The organism is Gammaproteobacteria bacterium, from assembly GCA_041395445.1.
GTDB lineage: Bacteria > Pseudomonadota > Gammaproteobacteria > Xanthomonadales > Marinicellaceae > NORP309.
Map to the genome: position 1 here is coordinate 43,598 of JAWLAO010000005.1, position 16,714 is coordinate 60,311.

Annotated in this window: 12 protein-coding genes; 11 read left to right on the forward strand and 1 reads right to left on the reverse strand. The window is 39.6% G+C overall.

What is annotated here, in order from left to right:
* Positions 1–90: 90 nt before the first annotated feature.
* The 4 genes from R3F25_09360 to R3F25_09375 all read left to right on the forward strand — a co-directional run bounded on the left by R3F25_09360 (position 91) and on the right by R3F25_09375 (position 5,807).
* Positions 91–2,262, forward strand: a complete 2,172-nt coding sequence (locus R3F25_09360; GenBank protein ID MEZ5497024.1) for an OsmC domain/YcaO domain-containing protein — start codon at positions 91–93, stop codon at positions 2,260–2,262.
* 108 nt (positions 2,263–2,370) lie between these two features.
* The gene (locus R3F25_09365; protein ID MEZ5497025.1) at positions 2,371–2,949 is read left to right on the forward strand and encodes a hypothetical protein; all 579 of its coding nucleotides are present in this window, start codon (positions 2,371–2,373) and stop codon (positions 2,947–2,949) included.
* 24 nt (positions 2,950–2,973) lie between these two features.
* Positions 2,974–5,133 (forward strand): acetyl-CoA hydrolase/transferase C-terminal domain-containing protein, encoded by a 2,160-nt coding sequence (locus R3F25_09370; protein ID MEZ5497026.1) that lies wholly within the window; start codon positions 2,974–2,976, stop codon positions 5,131–5,133.
* Positions 5,130–5,807, forward strand: coding sequence for an NAD-dependent deacylase (locus R3F25_09375; protein MEZ5497027.1), 678 nt, complete (start codon positions 5,130–5,132; stop codon positions 5,805–5,807). The genes R3F25_09370 and R3F25_09375 overlap by 4 nt, the downstream gene beginning before the upstream one ends.
* Before the next feature lie 588 nt (positions 5,808–6,395).
* Here the strand turns inward: R3F25_09375 and htpG are convergent.
* On the reverse strand, positions 6,396–8,288 hold the full coding sequence (gene htpG / locus R3F25_09380) for a molecular chaperone HtpG (GenBank protein MEZ5497028.1): 1,893 nt from the start codon (positions 8,286–8,288) through the stop codon (positions 6,396–6,398).
* Between the two features lie 152 nt (positions 8,289–8,440).
* On the opposite strand from htpG, the gene R3F25_09385 reads away from it, so the two are divergent.
* From R3F25_09385 to paaC, 7 genes are all read left to right on the forward strand, one after another.
* Positions 8,441–9,007: an ECF-type sigma factor gene (locus R3F25_09385; GenBank protein ID MEZ5497029.1), complete on the forward strand. Its 567-nt coding sequence runs from the start codon at positions 8,441–8,443 to the stop codon at positions 9,005–9,007.
* Position 9,008: 1 nt separating this feature from the next.
* On the forward strand, positions 9,009–10,205 hold the full coding sequence (locus R3F25_09390) for an EAL domain-containing protein (protein MEZ5497030.1): 1,197 nt from the start codon (positions 9,009–9,011) through the stop codon (positions 10,203–10,205).
* A gap of 91 nt (positions 10,206–10,296) precedes the next feature.
* Positions 10,297–12,861, forward strand: a complete 2,565-nt coding sequence (gene gyrA / locus R3F25_09395) for a DNA gyrase subunit A (protein MEZ5497031.1) — start codon at positions 10,297–10,299, stop codon at positions 12,859–12,861.
* 269 nt (positions 12,862–13,130) lie between these two features.
* Positions 13,131–14,336 (forward strand): 3-oxoadipyl-CoA thiolase, encoded by a 1,206-nt coding sequence (pcaF, locus tag R3F25_09400; protein ID MEZ5497032.1) that lies wholly within the window; start codon positions 13,131–13,133, stop codon positions 14,334–14,336.
* Between the two features lie 102 nt (positions 14,337–14,438).
* On the forward strand, positions 14,439–15,416 hold the full coding sequence (paaA, locus tag R3F25_09405) for a 1,2-phenylacetyl-CoA epoxidase subunit PaaA (GenBank protein MEZ5497033.1): 978 nt from the start codon (positions 14,439–14,441) through the stop codon (positions 15,414–15,416).
* Positions 15,409–15,690 carry a 1,2-phenylacetyl-CoA epoxidase subunit PaaB gene (paaB, locus tag R3F25_09410; protein MEZ5497034.1) on the forward strand — a complete coding sequence of 94 codons (282 nt, stop codon included), beginning with the start codon at positions 15,409–15,411 and terminating at the stop codon, positions 15,688–15,690. Before paaA ends, paaB begins: the two co-directional genes overlap by 8 nt.
* The gene (gene paaC, locus R3F25_09415) at positions 15,690–16,439 is read left to right on the forward strand and encodes a 1,2-phenylacetyl-CoA epoxidase subunit PaaC (GenBank protein MEZ5497035.1); all 750 of its coding nucleotides are present in this window, start codon (positions 15,690–15,692) and stop codon (positions 16,437–16,439) included. The genes paaB and paaC overlap by 1 nt, the downstream gene beginning before the upstream one ends.
* The last annotated feature ends 275 nt before the right edge of the window (positions 16,440–16,714 follow it).

Below are 16,714 nucleotides of genomic sequence, written 5' to 3' on the forward strand. Positions count from 1 at the left end.
CTTTATCATTCGAACTAATTGCTCTAAATTCCAAGACTATTGTGAGAAAAACAACGATAATTCGGCTCGTTTTTAAATTTCAGTCATTCTATGGAAATCAAGGTCAATTATCTGGATAACCTCAGACTTGAGGCTCAATTTGATGATTTTAAGGTCATTTCCGACCAACCGATTCGTTACAAAGGCGATGGTTCTGCTCCCGGGCCGTTTGATTATTTTCTGGCATCTTCAGCTATGTGTGCCGCATATTTTGCAAAGGTCTATTGTTTGGCTCGTGATATTCCGACAGAAAACATTCGCTTATCCCAGAATAATATTGTTGATCCTGAAAACCGTTATAAGCAGATTTTCAAAATTCAAATTGAATTACCAGAGGATATTTCTGAAAAAGATCGCCAAGGGATTTTACGCTCAATAGATCGTTGTACAGTCAAGAAAGTGGTTCAGGAAGGACCGGAATTTCAGGTAGAAGTTGTAAAAAATATTGATGCTGATTCCCAAGCGATGCTGATCAATTTAACCGATATTGAAAGTGAAACTTTTATCGAGGGGAAAGATAAATCGCTGGAACAAACCATTACAGACATGACGAAGATTTTGTCTGATTTAGGCATGAAGATTGAAGTCGCATCGTGGCGCAATCTGGTTCCGAATGTCTGGTCTTTGCATATTCGGGATGCAGCATCGCCAATGTGTTTCACCAATGGCAAAGGCTCGAGCAAAGAAAGCGCCTTATGTTCTGCTTTGGGAGAGTTTATTGAGCGATTAAATTGTAATTTTTTCTATAACGATCAGTACTTTGGCGAAGACATAGCCAATAGCGAATTTGTACATTATCCCAATGAAAAATGGTTTCCATTAACTAAAAACGATAAATTGCCGGCTGGTATTTTGGATAAACATTGTCTGAAAATCTACAATCCTGATGGTGAACTTAAAGGTTCGCATTTGATTGATACAAATTCCGGAAATATAGATCGTGGTATTTGTTGCATTCCTTATCAACGACTCTCAGATGGTGAGACTGTTTATTTTCCATCCAATTTAATCGAAAATCTGTTTCTCAGCAATGGCATGAGTGCCGGAAATAATTTATTAGAAGCCAAAGTTCAATGCTTATCAGAAATATTTGAAAGAGCGGTAAAAAAACAAATCATAGAACAGGAAATCACCTTACCGGATGTTCCAAAAGACATTTTACAAAGATTTCCCAAGATACTCTCCGGAATCAAAGCGTTGGAAGAGCAAGGCTTTCCTGTTGTGATAAAAGATGCTTCACTCGGCGGACAATTTCCGGTGATGAATGTGACATTGATGAACCCAAAAACCGGCGGAGTTTTTGCTTCATTTGGAGCACACCCAAGTATGGAAGTGGCATTGGAACGCAGTTTAACCGAGTTATTACAAGGACGTAGTTTTGAAGGCTTGAATGACATTAAAAAACCGACGTTTAATAGCTTTGCTATTAAAGAACCGGAAAACTTTGTCGAGCATTTTATAGATTCATCCGGTGTGATTTCGTGGAAATTCTTTAGTGAAAAACATGATTATGAATTTTACGATTGGGATTTTTCGGGAACCAATGAACAAGAATGTGAAACCTTGTTGAAAATTCTGAAAGATATAGGAAAAGAGGTTTACATCGCGGAATTTACAAATATTGGTACTGCTTGTCGGATTCTGGTGCCGGATTATTCTGAAATCTATCCGGTTGAAGACTTGATTTGGGACAATACTAACAAAGCGTTGGATTTCAGAGAGGATATTCTCAATATTCATAATCTGACGGATGAACAATTGGTGGATTTGGTTGAAAGACTGGAAGAAAGCCAGTTGGATAATTACACCGATATTATCACATTGATTGGTATCGAATTTGATGAAAACACTGTTTGGGGACAATTGACCATTCTTGAGTTGAAAATCTTGTGTTATCTCGCTTTGGACGAACTTGAAGAAGCATTGGATTTAGTTGAGGAATTCTTGCAGTACAATGTCAATACCGTTGAGCGAAATCTCTTTTATCAGGCAATGCAAACAGTTTTGGAAATTGAATTGAGTGATCATTTAGAGCTTAATGATTACCTGAACAACCTCAACCGTATGTTTGGTAAGAAAACAATGGACGAAGTTGTAGGCTCTGTTTTTGGTGAAATTCGCTTCAGTGGCTTGTTTGAAACAGGGATGAACCTTAAAGGAATCGACAGGCATTTGAAATTACTGGAAAGCTATAAAAAACTTCACAAGGCAAGACAAAATTGATTTATTAGAGACTTTTGCTCACGAATCGAGCAAAGGCCTCTATTATTAACTTGTCCTATTTTAGAAGTTAATGTCGTTAAACTAATAATAGCTAATTATTGGTGACTTATGAGACATTCAAATAAACTACTTTTCTTAACATTTCTATTTTTTACAAGTGGATATTGTCAGAACTTAATCACAAATCCTGATTTTGATACCGGAATTCTTGGTTGGGCAGATTATGGAAATGCATCAACAACAACATCATGGAATGGACAAGATGGTGCTTTGTCCAATGGGAGTCTTGAGATTTCTGATACCATAAATAATGGAGGAGTTGTTCGTGCATATTGGGAAACAGCTATACCGGTGGTCTCGGGAGAGAAGTACTATGCTCAGGTGATGAGCAAGGTTATTGGTAGCTCTGAGGCTCAGGCAGGGTACTTATGGATTGATTGGTTGGATGAAAATCAAAACTATGTTGGGCATTATAGTACTCTCAATTTATGGGGAGTGTTTGATAGTTGGGAACCTATTCTAGGAGTGCTGACAGTCCCTGATGGTATGAAATATGCAAGATTTCATGTCGGCTTAGCGACCAATGATACTGGTTCACCAAATCCTTCAACAGTTTTATTTGATGATATAGTTTTTATTGAGGACTTAATATTCAGCAACTCTTTTGAGGAGATTGTTGCTCCTTAAGTATTTCCGTTTATAATTTGTTGTATGACAATTCATTTCAACAAAATTTCAGATTGCGTTCAAAACCTTATCAGCTCTGCGGGTAAAGATTTAATCATTGGAACACCTTTAGGAATTGGTAAGCCCAATCCATTAATTAATGAAATTTGGCAAAAAGCCACGACAGATTCAAGCATAAATCTGGAAATATGCACAGCATTATCTCTGCAAGTACCAGTTGGTAAATCTTTGTTTGAAAAACGATTTTTGAAACCATTTACTGACAGATTGTTTGGCGAAAATTATCCACAGCTGGAATATATTAATGATGTGGCTAGAGATAAAGTTCCTGAAAACATGAAAGTCACGGAATTTTATATGCAATCGGGCAAAATGCTCAAATCAGCAACCGCACAAAAAAATTACACCAGCAGTAATTACACTCACGCCGCTCGTGATATGTTGAGTAATGGATTGAATGTTCTGATGCAAATGGTTTCAGTTAAAGAAATTGACGGCAAAAAAGTTTATAGTCTCAGCAGCAATACAGACTTAACTACTGACATCATCAATATTGCAAAACGTAAGAAAATTAAAAAACCATTAATAGTCGGGATGGTGAATCCAAATTTACCTTTCATGGGTGGTAAAGCCCAGGTTGAAGCGGATTTCTTTGATATTTTGATCGATGATAAAACTCAATATTTTCAACCATTTGCAACTCCAAAAACGGCCATCAATAATACGGACTACAACATCGGCTTATTAGCCAGCAGTCTGATTGAAGATGGAGGAACCATGCAAGTCGGCATTGGCTCATTGGGCGATGCTTTGATTTATGCAATGAAATTGCGACAAAATCAAAACTCCAAGTATCAAAAAATACTGCAAGAATTACATATTTTCGATAAATGCTATGAAGTAATAAAAAAATCAGGCTCAACATCGACTTTTGACAAAGGCGTTTATGCAGCCAGTGAAATGTTTGTCGAAGGCTTTGCCCATTTGTATGATGAAGGAATTTTGAAACGAAAAGTGTATCCGGATGCACAAATTCAGTCGTTGCTGAACCAGGAAATCATCACTGAGAAAATTCAAAGAAACATTATTGAGATTTTACTGCAACATGAAGTTTTGGATGAATTTATTACCAAAAAGCAAATGCAAAGATTGCAAAATTTGGGAATCCTTAAGGCTGATTTGCAAATGCAAAAAGGTTATATGATTGATTCCAAAGGGAAAAAATATAAAACCGATTTATTTGAATACAAAAACATCAAAGCCATTCAGGAAAACTGTTTAGGCGATGAATTAAAGCAAGGAGTTCTTTTACACGGTGCTTTTTTTCTGGGTTCGAGGTGGTTTTATCGTTGGTTGCATGAATTAAATGAAAGCGATAGAGAGCTGTTCCAAATGACACCGGTGAGTCAAGTGAATGAACTTTATGGTGGCGAAGAACTGGACAGAGTGCAGCGCATTAAAGCACGATTTATCAATACTTGCATGAAAGTTGATTTGCTTGGAGCAGCAGCTTCAGATACGTTGGATAACAATCAAGTTGTCAGCGGCGTTGGTGGTCAGTATAATTTTGTTGCTATGGCGCAAACTCTGGAAAATAGTCGCTCGATTCTGATGGTACGAAGCACGCATGCCGGAGCTAAAGGTTTGGTAAGCAATATCGTCTGGAAATACCCATACTGCACGATTCCACGCCATTTACGCGATATAGTTATCACCGAATACGGAATCGCTGATTTACGCGGTCAATCCGATGAAGAATGCATCAAACGCATGATTTGTATTGCAGACTCGCAATTTCAGGAAGAGCTACGTCAAACAGCGGTGCGATTCAATAAGTTGTCAGCTGATTGGGAAATCCCACAAAAATTTCGTAGTAACACTGCTCAAGAATTGGATAAACAAATCAATCATTTCAAACATTCAGGACTTTTCCCAACATTCCCCTTCGGATGTGATTTTACCGATGAAGAATTAGTCATTGTCAAAGCCTTAAAATATTTAAAATCACAAACCGGCTCGACATTTTCCAAAATCAAACTTCTATTCAAGTCCTTACTGCACAAATCACAACAAGATAACTCCAAATATTTGCAAAGAATGAATTTACAAGCGCCGCGAAATCGTGAAGAAAAAATCTCGCGAAAATTGCTGATTTTTGCGCTCAATCAAACTCAATCACCATGAAAATAGTGGTTCTCACAGGAGCGGGAATTTCAGCGGAAAGCGGTTTGTCAACTTTTCGTGATAATAATGGTTTGTGGGAAAATCATCGCATCGAAGATGTCGCTACTCCCGAAGCCTTTACCCGAAACCCCGATTTGGTGCATAAGTTTTACAATTTACGACGAGCGAATTTGAAAACAGTTAAACCTAATGCAGCCCATTTTGCTCTGGCAGAAGCTGAAAAAAAGTTCAAAAATTTCCTGCTAGTTACTCAAAATGTAGATAACTTGCACGAAAGAGCGGGGAGTCGTAATCTCATCCACATGCACGGAGAATTGCTCAGTAAATCTTGTACATTTTGCAATCAAATCAGTCGTATAGAAGGAGAACTTGGCAAAGATATGCCATGTGCATTTTGCGGAAAAGTTGGCGGACTCAGACCAGATATTGTTTGGTTTGGCGAAATGCCTTATGAAATGGAGCGAATTTATCAGGAGCTTCTGCAATGCGATTTATTTGTATCCATCGGCACATCCGGTTCAGTCTATCCCGCAGCCGGATTCGTTGAAATCGCCAACCAAGCCCGAGCTCGCACCGTTGAACTCAACCTCGAACCCGGAGAGCAAAAAAGCCATTTTCAGGAATCAATTTATGGAAAAGCCAGCGAAATTGTTCCCGAGTTTTTTAGCAAGTAGGTTGGGCTGAGTTTACGAAGCCCGACATTATTTTAAGCAAAACTGTTGGGCTTCACTTCGTTCAGCGCCAACCTACCAAATATATTGGTTAAAACCAACTACCTGTTTGTCATGTTATAAATCAAGGAATAGTTAGGAGATACTTACGACTTCGTGGACTTTGTCCACTCCGATCAGTATGTCGGTGTTCTTTTTAAACCCCTTAATTCTCACCGAAATATTTATGCAAATTTGGAGTTACGAGGTATTTATGTCTGAGCGAAGCGAGTTCAAATACCTCGCCAAATTTGAGGAAATATTAAGGGAAACCGAAGGTTGAGAGTTTGGGGTGCTCTTTTTGCGGTACTTTTTGAGCACGCAAAATATGCCAATATTATTAGATACTGAAATAAATTCAGTATGACTGGATTGTCTCTTCGCTCCTGCTACGAACCCTGCGGGTCGCTTCGCGTGGCAAAACGGCTGTCCTGCCGTTTGGTCTCAATAAAGTTGAGAAAGACAATGATTTTATTGGTTTTCTAAAACCAACAAAAAAAGGTGCAACCTCCTCAGTCACACCTTTTCTGATTTGCAATTAATTATAACCGCCTACTTCAACATCAAAGTATTCAATTTTCTGACGAATCCGGCAGGGTCTTCCAGTTGACCGCCTTCGGCTAGAACGGCTTGTTCAAACAGTAAAGTGGTCCAGTCGGCGAAGACTTCTTTGTCTTTTTCATCTGATAATTTTTTGAAAATCGGGTGTTCGATGTTGATTTCCAAAGTTGGTTTGCTGCTTGGCATTGCTTGTCCGGCTTGTTTCATCAGTTGTTGCATGTACAACGCCATGTCGTGCTCGTTGAGAACAATACAGGATGCTGAGTCTGTCAAACGGGATGAAATTTTGATTTTTTCAACTTTATCCGCCAATACTTTTTCCATGCGTTTGAGAATTTTCTGATAATCTTTTTCGGCTTTTTCGATTTCTTTTTTGTCTTCTTCTGTATCGAGTTTGTCTAAATCACCTTTAGCAACGGATTTGAGTTTTTTACCGTCAAATTCGGTTAAGCCACTAACCAACCATTCGTCAATGCGATCAGATAACAATAAAACTTCGATGCCTTTTTTCTTGAAAACTTCAAGATGCGGGCTGTTTTTCGCAGTTTTATAACTGTCTGCGGTGATGTAGTAAATATTTTCCTGTTCCGGCTTCATGCGGGATATATAGTCTTGTAGGGAAACATTTTGCGTATCATCTTCGTTATGAGTTGTTGCAAAACGTAACAATTTGGCAATGTCTTCCTTGTTTTTGAAATCTTCATGAGCACCTTCTTTCATGACGGGACCGAATTCTGTCCAGAACTGTTGGTACTTTTCGGTCTCAGTTTCGGACATGGTTTTTAACAGACCAAGAATCTTTTTGGTCGAAGCTCGTTTAATGGATTCAATGACTTTGTTGCTTTGTAAAATTTCACGTGATACGTTTAACGGTAAGTCGTTGGAATCAATCACACCTTTGACAAATCTCAGGTATCTTGGCAATAAATTTTTACTATCATCCATGATAAATGTGCGTTGAACGTACAGTTTTAAACCATGTTGACCATCCGGTTCCCACAAATCAAAAGGCGCTTTGGACGGAATGTAGAGCAGGGAAGTGTACTCGTAAGTTCCTTCAACCTGATTGTGCGACCAAACCATTGGGTCATTCCAGTCATGAGAAACGGTTTTGTAAAATTCTTTGTAGTCTTCCTCCTTGATTTCATTTTTTGGCAACGTCCAAAGGGCTTGAGCACGGTTGACTTGTTTCCATTCAGTAACTGTAGCTTTTTCTTTGTTTTCGTCTTTGTCATCGCTATCAACTTCACTGGTTTCCAGCATCATTATCGGGAATGACAAATTGTCTGCATATTTAGTGATGATTGATTTCAAACGATATTGATTGGCGAATTCTTTTTCATCGGATTTTAAATGCAGAGTGATTTCTGTTCCTCGCGTTTCATAACTGGTGTCTTCAATACTGAAATCGGCTTCACCGGTTGATTCCCACATAACCGCTGATTCTGTGCCGGCTTTACGAGTTTTTAAAGTCACTTTGTCGGCAACAATGAAAGACGAATAAAACCCAACACCAAATTGACCAATCATTTTGGAATCCTTGGCTTTGTCTCCGGTTAATTGACTGAGAAATTCTTTTGTGCCTGATTTGGCAATGGTACCTATATTTGTAATCACTTCTTCGCGAGTCATGCCGATTCCGTTATCACGAATAGTTACTGTGTTGGCATCCTCATCAAATTCGATTTCAATCTTTAGTGTATTATCACCCTCGTAAAGAGAATCATCGCTTAATGCTGCAAAACGGAGTTTTTCACAAGCATCATTAGCGTTTGAAATCAATTCTCTGAGAAATATCTCTTTGTTGGAATAAAGAGAATGAATCATCAACTGTAACAATTGATTGACTTCTGTTTGAAATTGTAAATTTTCTTTTTTTGCCATAATTCTTTTTCGATTCAAATAATTGAGAATGCTCCCAATATAAGGACAACAGTGTTTTAATCAAGTGGGAAATTGGGATTTGGGTGAGATTTTCGTATCTAAGGCGGGAATTATTTGTTAGAATTTTACCTGTTCTGATATTTGTTTAGCTGATGAATAATAGCATCGAAAATATTACACAGCATATCTTGGCGTATGCCGATGGTGAAAAAATGGAGCTCGCTGTTATTGTTGACGCTCTCTATGCGCAATTGTGTAAAATTGCAGATATTCAGCTCAATAAACTCAATCCTAACTTAATCACGCCCAATGATTTGGTTCATGAGGTTTATCTCAAGTTCTCAAAATCTTTAGCCGTCAATGCAAAAGGTCGGATGCACTTTTTGGCAATTGCAGCAACGGCAATGCGACAATTAATTTTGGATCAGCTCAAAGGCAACAAACGAGAAAAGCGTGGAGGTCATCTCAGTTCTACGACATTGACGGACTCAAAAGTGAATGTCACGGATAATTCTTTGGAAATTCTTGCCGTCAACGGTGCATTAAGCAAACTGGAAGAAATCGAACCGATTTTAGCGAGTACAGTTGAATGTCGTTATTTTGCCGGTTATTCAGAGATTGAAACCGCAGAAGCTCTGGACGTCAGTGTCCGCACCGTCAGAAGATACTGGAAACGTGCCAGACGCTGGTTGGCGATGGAACTTTCAACAGAGTCATAAAATGTCTAATCATTCCAACACAATATTTTTCAGCAAAGGGGACTTGGTTTTTAAAGTTGGTGATGAAGCCGATTGTGCTTATATTATCGAGTCAGGCACTGTTGGTCTGTATGTTGATGACCAGACAGGAAGTTTGATAACAACGCTCAGCTCCGGAGAATTGCTCGGCGAGATGGGTGTGATTGATAGTAGTATGAGATTAGTGAGTGCGTATGCGGAGAGTGATTTGGAGCTTATGCAAATCAATAAAACTCAAATCACACAACGATTACAGAGTTCAGATCCGATTATTCGTACTTTAATGAATGTGTTATTAAAACGCATCCGTAATATGACACAACCCAATTACCGGGAAGTAAGAGATGCGAATAAGACCATTGGAGGCAACGAGCATAATCTCAATTTAACTGAAGGTATCCATAAAATTCGGTTTGAAAAGGAATTGTTTCAGGCTTTAGAGAATGGTGATGTGGTCAATGTTTATCAACCCATGGTTAACCTGGATCAAGGCTATATTGCCGGGTTTGAAGCCTTAAGCCGATGGAAACATCCAGAAAAAGGCATGATTTCACCTTTTGAATTTATCTCTTTGGCAGAAGAAAGTGATTTGATTGTGACGATGGGTTTGAGTATTTTTGATAATGCTTGTCGGCAATTGTCAGAATTCCAACAAGCCAGAAAAACTTACGATGTCAAACTTCCTGATTTGTTTATGAGTATCAATGTGTCTATTGCACAATTATCGGATGCTCACTTTTTTGAACGAATCAAGCAAATTGCAGAAAAGCATAAAGTCAAAGCGAGAAATATCAAGATTGAAATTACCGAATCAATGTTGGCAGAATATGGTTTGGTTCGACGTTGGATTAAAGACTGCCATAATTACGGATTTAAAATTTCTCTGGATGATTTCGGTACCGGTTATTCGGGTTTCCAACATCTTCTTGAACTGGATTTTGATTCTTTGAAAATCGATCAGGCATTTATCAAAGCAATTGAATCCAATCCCAAAAGTTTAATCATGCTGGAAGTCATTACTGAAATGGCGAAAAGGCTTGGAATGTCAATCGTTGCTGAAGGAATTGAGAATCTCGAAGGCGCTGAAACATTAGCATCAATGGGTGTGGATTTCGGACAAGGATATTACTTTTTCAAGCCCATGAATTCGGAAGAAATTATCTCAATTTTAAGCCGATAAACTTCTATAAAATCATTCTTCAAATCAATACATTTTAATCAGGCTGTGATATAATCCCTCGATTGCGAATTAAGCTGGAATTTTTATATTTATGGTCGATCAAACTACGGAAATTTTTAAAGTCAATCTCGAAGATGAGATGAGAAAGTCCTATCTGGATTACGCAATGAGCGTTATTGTCGGCAGGGCTTTGCCGGATGTTCGTGATGGCTTGAAACCGGTTCACAGACGGGTTTTATTTGCCATGAGCGAACTGGGAAATGATTGGAATAAGGCCTATAAAAAATCAGCTCGTATTGTCGGTGATGTGATCGGTAAATATCATCCACACGGTGATTCAGCAGTTTATGACACCATCGTCCGAATGGCTCAACCGTTTTCATTGCGTTATATGCTGGTTGACGGGCAAGGAAACTTCGGTTCGGTGGATGGTGATTCCGCTGCGGCAATGCGTTATACGGAAATCCGCATGTCCAAAATTGCTCATCAGTTACTGGAAGATATTGACAAGGATACCGTTGATTTCGTCTCTAACTACGATGAAACCGAACAAGAACCGGCTGTTTTACCTTCCAGAGTTCCGAATTTGCTGGTCAATGGTTCATCCGGAATTGCTGTAGGGATGGCAACCAATATTCCTCCGCATAATTTGAACGAAGTTATCGACGCCATTATTGCATTGTCGTATAACAACGAAATCACTCTTGATGAATTGATGGAACATTTACCGGGACCGGATTTCCCCACCGCAGCGATTATCAATGGTGCTGCGGGAATTCGTGAAGCCTATGAAACGGGTCGTGGCAAGATTTATATGCGCGCGAAAACGCATATTGAGGAAGAATCCAACGGCAAACAAAGCATTATTGTCGATGAATTGCCTTATCAGGTTAATAAAGCCAAACTGATAGAAAAAATTGCCGAATTGCTCAAACTGAAGAAAATTGAAGGAATCAGTGCACTTCGTGATGAGTCTGATAAGGATGGCATGCGAATTGTCATTGAAATGCGACGCGGAGAAGTCGCGGAAGTGATGCTCAACCAGTTGTTCAAACTGACACAATTGCAAACTGTCTTCGGCATGAATATGGTCGCTTTGGTTGATGGACAACCGGAATTGTTGAATCTGCGACAAATTCTGGATGCATTCCTCAAGCATCGCAGGGAAGTGATTGTCAGACGCACATTGTTCCTGTTGAAAAAAGCCAGAGACAGAGCTCATATCCTTGAAGGCCTGGCAGTTGCATTGGCAAATATTGATGAAATCATTGCACTGGTTAAAGCCTCTGAAAGTCCGGCAGTTGCCAGAGAAGCCTTGCTTGCAAAACGATGGAAGTCTGAATTAATTCGTACAATGCTTTCCGGTGAAGCCGATCTCTGTCGTCCGGAAGATTTATCGGATGAATACGGAATGTTTGACGATGGCTATCAGTTGTCTCCGGTTCAGGCAAAAGCGATTCTGGATTTACAATTGCATCGTTTAACCGGTCTGGAACAAGAAAAAATTACTGATGAATTCAAAGATATTATCATTAGAATTCAAGAGTTTATCGAAATACTTACTAATCCTGACAGATTGTTGGAAGTTGTCAGAGAAGAATTGCTGGAAGTTAAATCAAACTTTGGGGATGAACGTCGTTCTGAAATCATTGAGCATCAAATGCATTTGACAATGGAAGACTTAATCACCGAAGAGGAAGTGGTGGTCACATTATCCCATGCCGGATATGCGAAGATGCAGCAACTGGATGTTTATCAGTCTCAACGCCGTGGCGGCAAAGGTAAAGTTGCTACCAAGATGAAAGAAGAGGACTTTGTTGAAAGATTGTGGATTACTAATACTCATGATACATTGTTATGTTTCAGTGATAAAGGTAAGTTGTATTGGTTAAAAGTTTATGAATTGCCAATGGCTTCACGAACAGCCAGAGGTAAACCGTTGGTTAATCTTTTACCTTTAGAAAAAGACGAAAGAATCACAGCAATTCTACCTGTGCGTGAATATGAAGAAGACAAATACATCTTTTTTGCTACGGCCAAAGGAATCGTGAAGAAAAGTGCATTGACCAATTTCAAAAATGTTCGGGCGAATGGTGTGATTGGTTTGGATTTATTGGACGATGATCATTTAATCAATGTAGAAATCACTGATGGAAGCAAAGAAATTCTGTTATTCACAACCGACGGTAAGTGTGTTCGCTTTGATGAAGAAAATGTCAGAGCAATGGGTCGAACAGCTCGTGGAGTTCGCGGTATCAAACTCAAGAAAAACCAAAGTGTGGTTTCCATGTTTGTTGCTCATGAAGGAAATGTTCTCGTCTGTACCGAAAACGGCTATGGCAAACAAACACCATTAGACGATTTCCGCCTGATTAATCGTGGTGGACAAGGTGTGATTGCGATTCAATGTTCTGAAAGAAACGGCGGAGTTGTCGGTGCATGTCAAGTGACTGAAAATGACGAAGTGATGCTGATTAGTAATGGTGGGACTCTGGTTCGTACCAAAGCCAGCGGAATCTCAACGGTTGGAAGAAACACTCAAGGCGTGACTTTGATTCGTCTCAGCAAAGACGAAAAATTGGTGAGTGTTGCGAAAATCATTAATATGGAAGATGAAGATTCAGAAGTTGAAGTAGACTTTGAAGGTGAAGACTAACAAGATCAGTCATTCCCGCGCAGGCGGGAATCTGTAAGTCCCCTCTTGAGAGGGGATTGTGGGGTGTGTTAATTTTTTTTAAAAACCGTATGGTGGGTAAACCCACCTTACAGTTTTAACCAGGCACGAGTGCGCTTGCTCGGGGATGACTGCATCTGTTTGAAAATAAGAAAAATAAAATTTCGTAAAAAAACTCTGCGTGACTCTGTGTTTCTTTGTGAATCTCTGTGTTCCTTAGTTTTTTCAGAAGGGGAAAAATGAACCAATCAATAAAAAATGCCTATATCTGTGACGGTTTAAGAACACCAATCGGTCGGTTTGGTGGCAGCATGGCGAGTATTCGTCCTGATGATATGCTGGCTCATGTTATCAAACAACTCTTGCTAAAAAATCCTCAACTCAAACCGGAAAAGATTGAAGATGTCATTATCGGTTGTGCCAATCAAGCCGGTGAAGATAACCGCAATATTGCACGAATGTCTGCATTAATCGCCGGATTGCCAATGTCTGTTCCCGGAGTGACGGTCAATCGGCTTTGTGCATCGGGTCTGGATGCGGTTGCACAAGCTGCCAGAAATATTGCCACCGGAGAAGCCGATTTGTTACTTGCCGGAGGTGTGGAATCCATGTCCAGAGCTCCGTTTGTGATGCCAAAAGCAGAAACGGCTTATTCCAGAAATGCAGAAATTTTTGACACAACCATTGGTTGGCGTTTTGTTAATAAACAACTTAAAGCTCAATATGGAATTGACTCCATGCCTGAAACTGCTGAGAACATCGCTGAAAAATACGCTATCAGCCGTAAAGATCAGGATTTGTTCGCTTTTAACAGTCAGAATAAAACTGCTAAAGCCCAAGCCAATGGAATTTTTGCTGAAGAAATAATACCTGTGGAAATTCCACAAAGAAAAGGCGAACTAATCGTTTTTGAAACCGATGAGCATCCTCGCCAATCTCCATTGGATAAACTGGCTCAACTTTCCACACCTTTTAAAAATGAAAATGGAACTGTCACCGCAGCCAATGCTTCGGGTGTGAATGACGGATCCTGTGTGTTAGTTATTGCTTCAGACAAAGCAGTTGATGAAAACAATCTGAAGCCCGTTGCAAAAATTGTTGGTACAGTTGCGGTCGGCGTTGAACCCAGAATTATGGGAATCGGCCCTGTTCCGGCAGTTCAAAAATTGCTAAAAAGATACAACTTATCATTGAATGAGATTGATGTGATTGAACTGAATGAAGCCTTTGCCGCTCAATCTCTGGCGGTCATGAGGGAATTAGGCTTAAAAGATGATGATAAAAGAGTCAATCCCAATGGTGGAGCGATTTCTTTAGGTCATCCTTTAGGTATGAGTGGTGCTAGATTAGTATTGACTGCGGCAAAACAATTACAAAGAACAAACGGAAAATACGCCATCTGCACACTCTGCGTCGGAGTTGGTCAGGGCATGGCGATGTTGCTTGAAAGAATCTAATCAACAGATTAAATTTTCAATTGATTGCTATTTCAGCATCTTTTATAATGTAATGGATATTATTTCTTATGATATCTCTATCTGTTAAAACTTGAGAAAAATATGTATTCACAAGGTCTGAGAGATTCAAAAGCCGGTGATGAACCGCAGGAATTGCTTGAAGCTTTCCAGAAACGAATCGACAAAGAAGAAAAAATCGAACCACGCGACTGGATGCCGGAAGCCTATCGTAAAACTCTGATTCGTCAAATTTCACAACATGCTCATTCGGAAATCGTGGGACAATTACCCGAAGCGAATTGGGTCACCAGAGCTCCGACATTAAAACGTAAATTGATTCTACTTGCCAAAATTCAGGATGAAGCCGGACACGGCCTTTATCTTTATTCTGCAGCTGAAACATTAGGCGAATCTCGTGACAAAATGTATGCTGATTTGCTCAGTGGAAAGGCGAAATATTCCAGTATTTTTAACTATCCAACGCTGAATTGGGCAGACATTGGGGCTGTGGGTTGGTTGGTCGATGGTGCGGCTATAATGAACCAGGTGGCTTTGTGCCGAACTTCCTATGGTCCGTATTCAAGGGCAATGGTGCGAATTTGTAAGGAAGAAAGTTTCCACCAACGTCAAGGCTATGAAATCATGGTTAAAATGGCTCATGGTTCTGAACAACAAAAAGCGATGGCACAAGATGCTATCAATCGATTCTGGTGGCCGGCGTTGATGATGTTTGGTCCCAGCGATAAGGATTCCAAGCATTCTGAACAATCCATGAAATGGAAAATTAAACGATTTAGCAACGATGATTTACGCAATAAATTTATTGATGCGACTGTTCCTCAGGCTGAATATCTAGGCTTGACTATTCCTGATTCTGATTTAAAATTTAATGAAGAAACAGGAAGTTACGACCATGGTGAAATCGATTGGAACGAATTTATGAATGTGATTAAAGGCAATGGGAAGTGCAACCAACAAAGAATGGAAACCAGACGCAAAGCTCACGAAGATGGTCTTTGGGTTCAACAAGCGGCAGAAGCCTACGCTGCCAAACAAAACAATAGTCAGGAGGTTGCCTGAGATGAAATTATATGAAGTTTTTATCAGAGCCAAAGCCGGTTTGAGTCACAAACATGCCGGATCGGTACATGCTATAGATGCAAAAATGGCTTTACAGAATGCAAGGGATTTGTATACGAGAAGGGAGGAGGGTGAAAGTATTTGGGTTGTTGAATCAGCCCAAATATTTTCTTCAAATCCGGATGATAAAAATGCTTATTTTGAGCCGGCAGAAGATAAAATTTATCGCCATCCTGATTTCTATCATATTGATAAAGAGGTCAAAAACATCTGATGTCTGCTTTATATAATTATGTCCTCAATCTGGCGGATAACACCTTGGTGTTAGGGCAAAGATTATCCGAATGGTGTGGAGTTGGACCAATGCTAGAGGAGGACTTGGCATTGACAAACACAGCTTTAGATATTTTGGGTCAATCACAAATGCTGTTGCAATTGGCAAATGAAATCAAAGGTGATGGAAAAACCGTTGATGACCTGGCTTTTTTGCGTGATGCGATAGATTTTCGCAATGTGATTCTGGTTGAACAGCCAAACGGTGATTATGCTCAAACCATGTTGCGTCAGTATTTTATGGATGTTTATCATGTGCATTTATACAAACTGCTTTCTAACAGCTCAAACGAAAAACTGGCAGCAATTGCTCAAAAGTCTTTAAAAGAAGTTAAATATCATCTGGAACGCAGTGAATTATGGATGAAACGCATGGCTTTGGGAACAGAAGAAAGTTTTAATCGCTTACAAAAAGCCCTGACTCAATTATGGCATTATCATCATGAATTGTTTGAAAGTAGTGATTCGTTGCAACAATTGGTCGATGAAGGTGTAGCCGCTAATCACCAGGAACTCAAAACCAAGTGGGAAAGCGATGTGAAAAGACTTTTAGCTTCCACGCCATTGGAAATCCCTCCATCCGGCTGGAAAGCCACTGGTGGACTACAAGGACATCATAGTGAATATCTGGGTAAAATGCTGTGCGAAATGCAGTTTTTACAAAGAGCCTATCCGAATTGTGAGTGGTGATTTTTAAGGAACGCAGAGAACCTCAGAGAAGCACAAAGTTAAACAAAGGAATAATTTAATTCTCGAATTATTACAAATCATTATACCATAGTTTCATAAACTGCTTGAGTTCGTTGCCTTCAAGGGATTGAATTTGAGAGACAAACTCAGGGCTTACAATTTGGTAGTATCCGTCATCGTTCCTGATTGTGTGAAATAGATGGATTAAATCAGCTCCGCAATTCGTGCATTTTCCATAAGTGAATTCACAGCCCCTTGCATGTCCTGCATCCTGA

Coding starts and splice junctions, on each gene's coding strand:
- R3F25_09365 (MEZ5497025.1), top strand. CDS start 2,371: ATGAGACATTCAAATAAACTACTTTTCTTAACATTTCTATTTTTTACA.
- R3F25_09375 (MEZ5497027.1), top strand. CDS start 5,130: ATGAAAATAGTGGTTCTCACAGGAGCGGGAATTTCAGCGGAAAGCGGT.
- htpG (MEZ5497028.1), bottom strand. CDS start 8,288: ATGGCAAAAAAAGAAAATTTACAATTTCAAACAGAAGTCAATCAATTG.
- R3F25_09370 (MEZ5497026.1), top strand. CDS start 2,974: ATGACAATTCATTTCAACAAAATTTCAGATTGCGTTCAAAACCTTATC.
- R3F25_09360 (MEZ5497024.1), top strand. CDS start 91: ATGGAAATCAAGGTCAATTATCTGGATAACCTCAGACTTGAGGCTCAA.
- R3F25_09390 (MEZ5497030.1), top strand. CDS start 9,009: ATGTCTAATCATTCCAACACAATATTTTTCAGCAAAGGGGACTTGGTT.
- paaA (MEZ5497033.1), top strand. CDS start 14,439: ATGTATTCACAAGGTCTGAGAGATTCAAAAGCCGGTGATGAACCGCAG.
- paaC (MEZ5497035.1), top strand. CDS start 15,690: ATGTCTGCTTTATATAATTATGTCCTCAATCTGGCGGATAACACCTTG.
- R3F25_09385 (MEZ5497029.1), top strand. CDS start 8,441: ATGAATAATAGCATCGAAAATATTACACAGCATATCTTGGCGTATGCC.
- gyrA (MEZ5497031.1), top strand. CDS start 10,297: ATGGTCGATCAAACTACGGAAATTTTTAAAGTCAATCTCGAAGATGAG.